The organism is Lentzea alba, from assembly GCF_047445655.1.
Classification (GTDB): domain Bacteria; phylum Actinomycetota; class Actinomycetes; order Mycobacteriales; family Pseudonocardiaceae; genus Lentzea; species Lentzea alba_A.
Genome location: NZ_JAJAEG010000061.1, coordinates 19,703 through 29,245, shown reverse-complemented (window position 1 = coordinate 29,245; position 9,543 = coordinate 19,703). Strand labels below are relative to the sequence as shown.

Here is a 9,543-nt window from a genome sequence, read left to right as displayed (position 1 = left end):
CACGCACGCAAGGCGACCGCCCGCACGGCAGTGACCACCCCGCTGAAACGCGACCAGCGCACGCAAGCCGACCCGCCCGACTGGGACCCGACGTCCGCCAACGCAAGCCGACCGCGCCCGGCAACCGCACGCCGACCACCCACCGACCCGCCGACCGACCACCGACCCGCCAACCCGCCGACCGACCACCGACCCGCCGACCGACCACCGACCCGCCGACCCGCCGACCCGCCGACCGACCGACCCGCCGACCGACCACCCACCGCCCCCGCAGGCCCCCAGCCCCGCCCACCCTCGCTCGACCTTCCGGACCAACCCCCACCGGCGCCGAGCGGGCTAAGACACGGCGTGTGGGTGCGTTCGGGTGGGTGGGTCACCCTCATCCGACTCGTTCGGGGTGGGCAGCGACAGGGTGTCACCGAAGTGCACGAGTGCGGGCTGACGACTGGGCTCAAGGGCGGTTATTCCGGTTCTAAATGTCGCACGAATAGCAGCTTCCTTATCTTTTGACCGACGCGTACAGTAACTCCGCGCACTTGATCGGACACCGACCGCATTCGTCCGTTCGGGTAGCAGCCGTTGAGGTGACCCAGGAGGTGGGAGTTGTGTCCGCGGAGGCCGGAGGCATCCGCAGCAACCTGATCCAGGAGTTGTTTTGGACTCGGACCGGGTTGCTCCTCCTCATACTCATCGTGACGTCCGGGGCGTCGCTGGCCATTTCCAGTCAAATGGATTCCGGGGCGGCGCGAAACTTCCTGACAGCGGTGGGGACGGGCACGCTCATATCGGCGGTGGTGAGCTTCACGCAGACGTTGATCACGTCGAAAGCCGCGCAGAAGGCTCTCCTGGCTCCGGTCATCGAGGAGAGTCGCAAGGCGCTCAACGAGCTGACGCAGGAGTACCGGGCGCTTGACCGGGAGTTCTTTCCCAGTCACGTGTTCGAGCCGACGGCCAAACCCGATCCGGTGTTCAACCAGCTCATGATGCAGGACCTGGAGCGGACGCGGCTGTACTGCTTCCGCGGGTTCGCTGGGCGGTACGCGGCCGGGCGGGTGTTGCTCTCCCAGACGGAATGCGAGCTCAGGGCCGTGTTGGCGGACCCGCGCGACGACAACGCGATCAGCGGGCGGGCGCGGTATCTGCTCAGGAACGAAGGGGCGGACGGCGACTACGACGAGATCCAGAAGAAGCTCAAGGAGCAGATCGGCATCGGGCTCGTCGGGCTGTACGCGGCGCGAAGCAGGTGCAGCCGGATCGACGTCACGATCATTTCGGATCCGCCGCTCGATCGGCTCGAGTTGTTCGACGACTCGGCCTGGTTGACGCTCTACAGCAACACCGCCGGCGTGCTGCGACCCTATCCCAGGACGCTCAGGTTCACCGAGAGTTCGTTCCTGTACGCGATGGAGCGCGCCGAGTTCCTGCGGATCAGCAATTCCAAGGCCGGATATCACTTCGTCATCACGCCGGGAACCAGCAGGGACGACTTCCTGGCGTTGTTCGAGAAGATCACCGGCGAGACTCTCACCAATGACGGGTATGTGGAGCTCCTGGAGAAGTTCCACGCATTCCGCCGCGAATTCTCCGCATCTGCTCAGTTGAGGAGCTGATCGATCTTGCTAGCCGAGTTCACCGGGTTGTCCGCGCTCGAGGAGCTCGCCGCTCGGGTGCAGTGCGCCGATTTTCCCGTCGTCGATCATTGGCACGACGTCGGCGTGTGGTTCCGCGAGTGGGCGGCCCGGCCGGACCTGCGCAGGGAGCTCCGCGCGTACATCGACGGGCTCACGCCGCAGCAGGCGACCTGGGTGATTGCGCACTCGCGCGAGACGACGACGCACTTCGCGTGGTGCCTCAGAGACGAACCGGACGAACCGTTCACGTTCTGGCTGCACGAGTACAAACCGCTCGCGGACTGGCGCACCGGGTACGCGGACTCGGTCCACAACCACCGGTACCACTTCTGCACCACCATCCTGAGCGGCGCCTACCTGCACGAACGTTTTGACGCCCGGCTCGGCGTCGGCGGTCGCACGGTCATCGCCACGGAACTCACGAACCGCACTCAGTGCACCGAGGGCACCACCGGGACGATGCTCTCGCACGAGTTCCACCGCATCCCACGCGCGGCGGAAGGCACGATGACGTTCCTGGTCAAGTCACGTGCCGTCACGCCGTGGAGCCTCAGCTACGACCCGGACACCGGGATGAGCCACCGGCACGTGCCGGTCGAGGAACGACTGGAGGATCTGACGAACAACCTCTAAACCGAAGCGAACACGCCTACCATCAGCCCACCTGGTCGGGAGGGCTGATGATGCGTACGCGCACAACGATTCCGAGATCGGTCATCGCGGACGTGGAGCAGCGCGTGAGGCGGCTGTGCGAGGACCTGGCCGCGAAGCTGCAGTTCCACGGCTGGCACCACGTGAGCTTCGTGCGCGACAAGGCGGTGCACTTCGCCCAGCGCAACGGCTCCGCGGAGGACATCGTCGAGGTCGCCGCACTGGTGCACGACCTGAACTACATGGTCCGCCGCAACTCGCTGCCGACCGACGGCGCGGCTCTGCGCAGGAAGGTCCTGTTCGTCGCCGGCGTCTGCATCGGCGACATCGAGTGGATCGAGCGGATCGTCGTCGAGGCCGAGATGCGCACCCGCAGTCGCGACATCTCGCTGGAGGCGCAGGCTCTCTCAGACGCGGACACGCTGTTCAAGGCGCTGCCGGTGACGCCGGTCGTCCTGGCGCACAAGTACCTGCAGGAGAACGGCATCACGCTCAAGGAGCTCGCGTACAAGATCGTGGGCGAGCAGGTGGGCAAGGCCGACGAGGGCTACTACTTCTACGATGCGGAGGCTGCCGCGACCTACACCAAGTGGGCCGAGGCGAACCTCTCGCTGTGGCAGTGCATCGTTGAGTCCCTCGACGACCCGTGCGTCGAGGACCTGCTGACCAAGGTGGCGTCCTGAGCACGTTCTTCGTCAAAGACGGCAACGAGTCCCTCAAAGCCGGCGACTACGACGCACGTGAAGCCGTCGTCGTGTGGCACGAGGTGTTCAACGAGGTCAGGGAACCGCTGCCGGAAGACGGCGTGTTCGCCCTGCCGCGAGCACTCGTCGACCAGCTCGTCAAAGCCGACCCCGCACGCATGCACGACGTCGCACTCAGCTGGGCGCCTCTCGTCGACATGGACTTCCACGACGCGTTCGCGCACCTCAGCGAACTCTCCAGCCTCGCGCGCACGGCCGTGAGCCGCGCCGGGACGGTCTACCTCAAGGTCACCTGAGACGCAGGTCCGCGCCGGCGTGCAACGAGTAGGCGAGCCCCATGACGTTGCCGCGCCCGAGCATCTCCCAGCGCGTCTGCCGCAACGCCTCGCCGGCGGGCATCCCCTCCGCCAGCCGGGCCAGCAGCATGCCGCTCACCCACCCCGCCATGCCCTGGTCGACAGCGACCAGCGGGCACACCACGTTCCCAAACGCCAGGTGCACCGCCGGGAACGTGGTCACCACCAACGGCCGCTCACGCCAGCCCTCGACCGAAGCGGCCTCCAGTGAGTCGTAGACGAGGTGCGCGACATCCGCACGCTCCTCCTCCAACGCACCCACCAACGCAGACGGACTGACATAGGCGGACGAGACGGACTCCGGCGAGAGGAACGACATCAGCTCGGACACGTGCCGCTGGATGAGCGTCCGATCCAGTGAAGGATCAACGGCCACCGTCACCTCGACCGGCCGCGGCTGAGGCGACACCTGCCACGCCAACGGCCCGGCCGGCTGCTCCAGCACGCTCGACAGCCCCCAGAACCCGAAGGGGCACAACACGTTCCCGCTGTGATCCGGTTCGGGGCAGTCCGCGGGCACCGCTCCCCCGGCACCGAACGGACCGAACCGCGCCACGGACGCACACACGCGATACGGCCCGTCAACGAACGGCAGGTCGTACACAAGCGCCCACGGCACGGAGGTCTCGCCGATCACCGTGATCACCCCGCCGCGCCGGATCGCCACACCGAGCCGTTCGCGCAAAGCCGCACCCCGCACCGCCAGCGAAGCGAGATCCGCGCAGAACGACGGGAAGTCCTTGCCGTACCAGGGATCCAGCCCCGAGACGGACGGCGGCTCGACACCGTCCAAGCTGATCCAGGCCGGCACAGGACCACCAGCGGCCACCAGCGCCCGCTGCCCCACGACCATGATCGACGCCACCCGCCCGGACAGCGCCTCAAGATCCGCGAACGTCCGCGAGAGCTGATGCCGCACCACGGCACGAGACTCGCCCGCCCCGACCGGCAGCACGACCTGCCGCACGTGCACCGGCACCACGCCGCGGTAGATGAGCACCTCACCGCTCCACGGCACCGCCGCGTAAGGAGTCGTGACCGGGAAGCTCACCCACGGACTGGAGCCCTCGGCCGGCAGCACGAACGGCTCGACCTGCACCTCACGCCCGGACATGCTGAGCACCGCCCGCAGTTCCAGGTCGCCGGGCAACGGATCCGGATGCGCCCCGACGTGCACCCACACCTCGTAGTCGGAACCGGGCCGCAACGACCCCGCGATCCCCTCCGTCGCACCGGGCAGCGCGACCATGACGGTGACCGCGCGATCTTCAACGGGAGCCGGCGGCGAAGGCAGCGCGGTGTAGGTCACCATCCCCCGGCGTTCCCGCTCCCGGAACTGCCAGACGACGTCCTCGACGCGACCCTCACCAACCCCGAGAGGCGTCGCCAGCACGACGTGCGGCGCACTCCACCCCATCAGCACCGTTGAAGGGTCCACACCGGACACCCACGTGTGTGCGGCGGTGAAGAGCACGACCGGCCGCCCGAGCCCGCGCAACGCCTGCACGACCGGAGTGGTGTCCCACGAGCGCGTGTCGTGCAATGCCACCACGTCGCCGGGGACGTCTGACAAAGAAGGCAGATCCGAAGCCGACGGGAAGTGCCGGAGATCCACAACGGCGAACCGCAGATCTCGCACGCGCGTCGACACGAGCGTGGAAGCCGCCGATCCGACCGCGAGCCCCTGGCTGACCTGCGCCCACCCGCCAGGATCGGTCAGGACGAGCAGCGAGTGGGACGAGAAGAGCGCGGCGACGAACTCCAGCGGCGAGCCTTCGCCGCCGGAGACGGTGAACTCAACGGGCGCCACAGCCGTACGCCTGGAGGTGCAGCTAGAACGGCCAGCCCAGCACCGGCAACCCGACCACCGCGTCCACGGCGAGACCGCAGAACACGAGCATCAGGTAGAGGTTCGACATGTGGAAGAACTTCATCGTGTTCGTGGAACCGCCGCGGCGCACGACGTTGTGCAGCTTGTGCGCGAAGACGGCGAACCACACGCCGGACAGGGCCGCCACGGCCACGTAGATCCACGAGGTGACGGGGGCCAGCGCCAGGGTGCAGACGACGGTGATCCAGCTGTAGATGACGATCTGCCGCGTCACCTGCTGAGCTGTGGCCACCACCGGCAGCATCGGCACGCCTGCTCGGGCGTAGTCCTCCTTGAACTTCATCGCGAGGGCCCAGGTGTGCGGCGGAGTCCAGAAGAAGATCACGCCGAACATGACCAGCGCCGGCCACTCGACGGTGCCCGTCACCGCCGACCAGCCGATGATCACGGGCATGCAGCCCGCCATGCCGCCCCAGATGATGTTCTGGGAGGTGCGGCGCTTGAGCACCAGCGTGTAGACGAAGATGTAGAAGAGGATCGTCGCCACCGCGAAAGCGGCGGACATCAGGTTGACGAAGATCCAGAGGAACGCGAACGAGACGACGCCGAGGACCACGCCGAAGATCAGGGCGTTGCGCGGCGGGATGGCGTTGTGGGCCAACGGCCTGGCCGCCGTCCGCTTCATGACCGAGTCGATGTCGGCGTCGACGAAGCAGTTGAGGGCATTTGCCGACCCCGCGGCGAGGGTGCCGCCGGTCAGGGTGCAGGCGATCAGCCACAGCGGCGGGAGACCGTGCTGGGCCAGGAGCATCGCGGGGATCGTCGTGATGAGCAGGAGCTCGATGACCCGCGGCTTGGTGAGTGCCACATAGGCGCCAACAACCTGACGAGGCGACCTGGGGCCAGCCTCGAGGACGGCACTCATCGCGTGAACGCTCCTCGTGTCGCAAGTGGTGGGAAAACCAGCGACTGATGGTAACCGCGCAAAGAATTCACAGCCCGTTCGGGTGCTGGTGTGCCTCGGCACACACCCGCCTGGGACCTTTCAGAGCAACATCTGAATCTCTCAGGACTAGGCTGGCCGGAGGACGAGGGAGAGACGCGGGTCAGGCCGTTCGGGATCGATCAAGCCTGCCCGCCCGAGCTACAAGAGTGGAGCTGTAAGTCCGTGACCGTCACCGACGACATCACCCGGCTCACGAAGGCCGATCTGCCCGACGACTGGACGGAGCTCGACCAGCGCGCCGTCGACACCGCGCGGCTGCTCGCGGCGGACGCGGTGCAGAAGGTCGGCAACGGGCACCCCGGCACGGCGATGAGCCTCGCGCCGCTCGCGTACACGCTGTTCCAGCGCGTCCTGCGGCACGACCCGGCCGACCCGGACTGGATCGGCCGCGACCGGTTCGTGCTGTCCGCCGGACATTCCAGCCTGACGCTGTACGTGCAGCTGTTCCTCTCCGGCTACGGCCTGGAGCTGGACGACCTGAAGGCGTTGCGCACGTGGGGTTCCAAGACCCCCGGCCACCCCGAGCACGGGCACACCAAGGGCGTCGAGATCACGACCGGCCCGCTGGGCTCCGGTCTCGCCTCCGCCGTGGGCATGGCGATGGCCGCCCGCCGCGAGCGCGGCCTGTTCGACCCGGACGCCGCGCCGGGTCAGAGCCCGTTCGACCACAACATCTACGTGATCGCCTCCGACGGTGACATCGAGGAGGGCGTCACCTCCGAGGCGTCGTCGCTGGCCGGCACGCAGCAGCTGGGCAACCTGGTCGTCTTCTACGACGACAACAAGATCTCGATCGAGGACGACACCACGATCGCCCTGTCCGAGGACACCGCGAAGCGTTACGAGGCCTACGGCTGGCACGTCCAGGTCGTCGAGTCCGGCGAGAACGTCAAGGGCATCCTCCAGGCGATCGAGAACGCGAAGGCAGAGACCGAGCGCCCCTCGTTCATCCTGCTGCGCACGATCATCGGCTACCCGGCGCCGAACAAGCAGAACACCGGTGCCGCGCACGGTGCCGCGCTGGGCGCCGACGAGGTCAAGGCCACCAAGGAGATCCTCGGCTTCGACCCCGAGCAGACCTTCGAGGTCACCGACGAGGTCCTGAACCACACCCGCGAGGTCGTCAAGCGCGGCGAGCACGCCAAGGCGCAGTGGCAGTCCTCGTTCGACGCGTGGGCCTCGGCCAACCCGGAGAACAAGGCGCTGCTCGACCGTCTGATCGCCCGCAAGCTGCCCGAGGGCTGGGCGGACGCGCTGCCGGTCTACCCGGTCGACGCCAAGGGTGTCCCGACCCGCAAGGCCTCCGGTGAGGTCATCAACGCGCTGGCTCAGGCGCTGCCCGAGCTGTGGGGCGGTTCCGCCGACCTGGCCGAGTCGAACCTGACGACCATCAAGGGCGCCAAGTCGTTCGGCCCGGAGTCGATCTCCACCGGCATGTGGAAGGCCGACCCGTACGGCCGCGTGCTGCACTTCGGTGTCCGCGAGCACGCGATGGGCGCGATCCTCAACGGCATCGCCCTGCACGGCCCGACCCGCCCGTTCGGTGGCACGTTCCTCGTGTTCTCCGACTACATGCGTCCGTCCGTGCGGCTCGCGGCGATCATGCAGGCGGCGGTCACGTACGTGTGGACGCACGACTCGATCGGTCTCGGCGAGGACGGCCCGACGCACCAGCCGATCGAGCACCTCGCGGCCCTGCGCGCGATCCCGGACTTCGCGGTCGTGCGCCCCGGCGACGGCAACGAGACCGCGTACGCGTGGAAGGCCGTGCTGGAGCAGTTCGGCCCGGTCGGCCTGGCGCTGACCCGCCAGAACGTCCCGACGCTGGAGGGCACCTCCGCCGAGGGCGTGAAGCGCGGCGGTTACGTGCTCTTCGGTGACGAGAACCCGGAGATCGTGATCATCGGCACGGGCTCTGAACTGCAGATCGCAGCGGAAGCTGGAAAGGTTCTGCAGGGCGAGGGCGTTGCAGTGCGTGTGGTCTCGATGCCTTCCCTCGACTGGTTCGAGAAGCAGGACGCCGAGTACCGCGAGTCGGTCATCCCGTCGTCGGTGAAGGCGCGCGTCGCGGTCGAGGCCGGCATCGCGCAGCCGTGGTACCGCCACGTCGGCGACGCGGGCGAGATCGTGTCGATCGAGCACTTCGGCGCCTCGGCCGACTACCAGACGTTGTTCAAGGAGTTCGGCTTCACGACGGAGAACGTCGTCGCCGCGGCGCGCCGTTCGCTGGAGCGAGTGAGGGGTAACAAGTGAGCAAGGAGAAGCTGGTCGCTCTGTCCGCAGCGGGCGTCTCGATCTGGCTCGACGACCTGTCGCGTGAGCGGCTCACCAGCGGCAACCTGGACGAGCTGATCCGCGACTGGAACGTCGTCGGTGTCACGACGAACCCGACGATCTTCGCCGGTGCGCTGTCGAAGGGCGAGTCCTACGACGAGCAGGTCCGCGAGCTCGCCAACCGGGGTGCCGACACCGAGGCGACCATCCGCGAGGTCACCACGACGGACGTGCGCAACGCGTGCGACAAGTTCCGCGACATCTACAACTCGACGAACGGCGTGGACGGCCGCGTCTCCATCGAGGTCGACCCGCGCCTGGCGTTCGACACGGACAAGACCGTGGCCGAGGCGCAGGACCTGTGGAAGACCGTGGACCGGCCGAACCTGCTGGTGAAGATCCCGGCCACCGAGGCGGGTCTCCCGGCGATCACCAAGACGATCGCCGAGGGCATCTCCGTCAACGTGACGCTGATCTTCTCCACCGAGCGCTACCAGGCCGTCATGGACGCCTACCTCGCCGGTCTGGAGCAGGCCAAGGCCAACGGCCACGACCTGCGCTCGATCCACTCGGTCGCGTCGTTCTTCGTGTCCCGCGTGGACACCGAGATCGACAAGCGGCTCGACAAGATCGGCACGGACGAGGCGAAGGCGTTGCGCGGCAAGGCTGCTCTGGCCAACGCGTGGATCGCCTACGGCGCGTTCGAGAAGACGTTCCAGGGTTCCCGCTGGGAGGCTTTGAAGGCCGACGGCGCCAACGCGCAGCGTCCGCTGTGGGCGTCGACCGGTGTGAAGGACCCGAGCTACTCCCCCACCCTCTACGTCGACCAGCTCGTCGTCGCCGACGTCGTGAACACGATGCCGGAGAAGACGCTGCACGCCGTGGCCGACGCGGGCAAGATCGTCGGTGACACGGTCACCGGACGCGCCGCTGAGGGCCAGGAGGTGTTCGACCAGCTCGCCGCCGTGGGAATCGACCTCGAGGACGTGTTCAAGGTCCTGGAGACCGAGGGTGTCGAGAAGTTCGAGAAGTCCTGGGAAGAGTTGCTCGAGACGGTGACGAACCAACTGGCTCAACTGAAGGGCTGATC

At 67.6% G+C, this 9,543-nt stretch carries 8 protein-coding genes; 6 read left to right on the top strand and 2 right to left on the bottom strand.

Features of this window, described 5'->3' with window-relative positions:
* Window positions 1–671 precede the first annotated feature (671 nt).
* The 4 genes from LFM09_RS48410 to LFM09_RS48395 are packed head-to-tail and all read left to right on the top strand — an operon-like array spanning window position 672 to window position 3,282.
* The gene (locus LFM09_RS48410; RefSeq protein WP_414103426.1) at window positions 672–1,610 is read left to right on the top strand and encodes a hypothetical protein; all 939 of its coding nucleotides are present in this window, start codon (window positions 672–674) and stop codon (window positions 1,608–1,610) included.
* A 6-nt stretch (window positions 1,611–1,616) separates the two neighbouring features.
* On the top strand, window positions 1,617–2,264 hold the full coding sequence (locus LFM09_RS48405) for a hypothetical protein (protein WP_414103425.1): 648 nt from the start codon (window positions 1,617–1,619) through the stop codon (window positions 2,262–2,264).
* 50 nt (window positions 2,265–2,314) lie between these two features.
* A complete protein-coding gene (locus tag LFM09_RS48400; RefSeq protein WP_414103424.1) occupies window positions 2,315–2,965 on the top strand; it encodes an HD family phosphohydrolase in 651 nt (216 codons plus the stop codon).
* Window positions 2,929–3,282, top strand: coding sequence for a hypothetical protein (locus tag LFM09_RS48395; protein WP_414103423.1), 354 nt, complete (start codon window positions 2,929–2,931; stop codon window positions 3,280–3,282). The genes LFM09_RS48400 and LFM09_RS48395 overlap by 37 nt, the downstream gene beginning before the upstream one ends.
* Here the strand turns inward: LFM09_RS48395 and LFM09_RS48390 are convergent.
* Window positions 3,275–5,152: a hypothetical protein gene (locus LFM09_RS48390; RefSeq protein WP_414103422.1), complete on the bottom strand. Its 1,878-nt coding sequence runs from the start codon at window positions 5,150–5,152 to the stop codon at window positions 3,275–3,277. The genes LFM09_RS48395 and LFM09_RS48390 overlap by 8 nt on opposite strands.
* Before the next feature lie 22 nt (window positions 5,153–5,174).
* Window positions 5,175–6,098, bottom strand: a complete 924-nt coding sequence (locus LFM09_RS48385; protein WP_414103421.1) for a heme o synthase — start codon at window positions 6,096–6,098, stop codon at window positions 5,175–5,177.
* Window positions 6,099–6,341: 243 nt separating this feature from the next.
* Here LFM09_RS48385 and tkt point away from each other — a divergent pair, with 243 nt between their 5' ends.
* Window positions 6,342–8,432 (top strand): transketolase, encoded by a 2,091-nt coding sequence (gene tkt, locus LFM09_RS48380; RefSeq protein ID WP_414103420.1) that lies wholly within the window; start codon window positions 6,342–6,344, stop codon window positions 8,430–8,432.
* Window positions 8,429–9,541 carry a transaldolase gene (tal, locus tag LFM09_RS48375; RefSeq protein WP_414103419.1) on the top strand — a complete coding sequence of 371 codons (1,113 nt, stop codon included), beginning with the start codon at window positions 8,429–8,431 and terminating at the stop codon, window positions 9,539–9,541. The genes tkt and tal overlap by 4 nt, the downstream gene beginning before the upstream one ends.
* The last annotated feature ends 2 nt before the right edge of the window (window positions 9,542–9,543 follow it).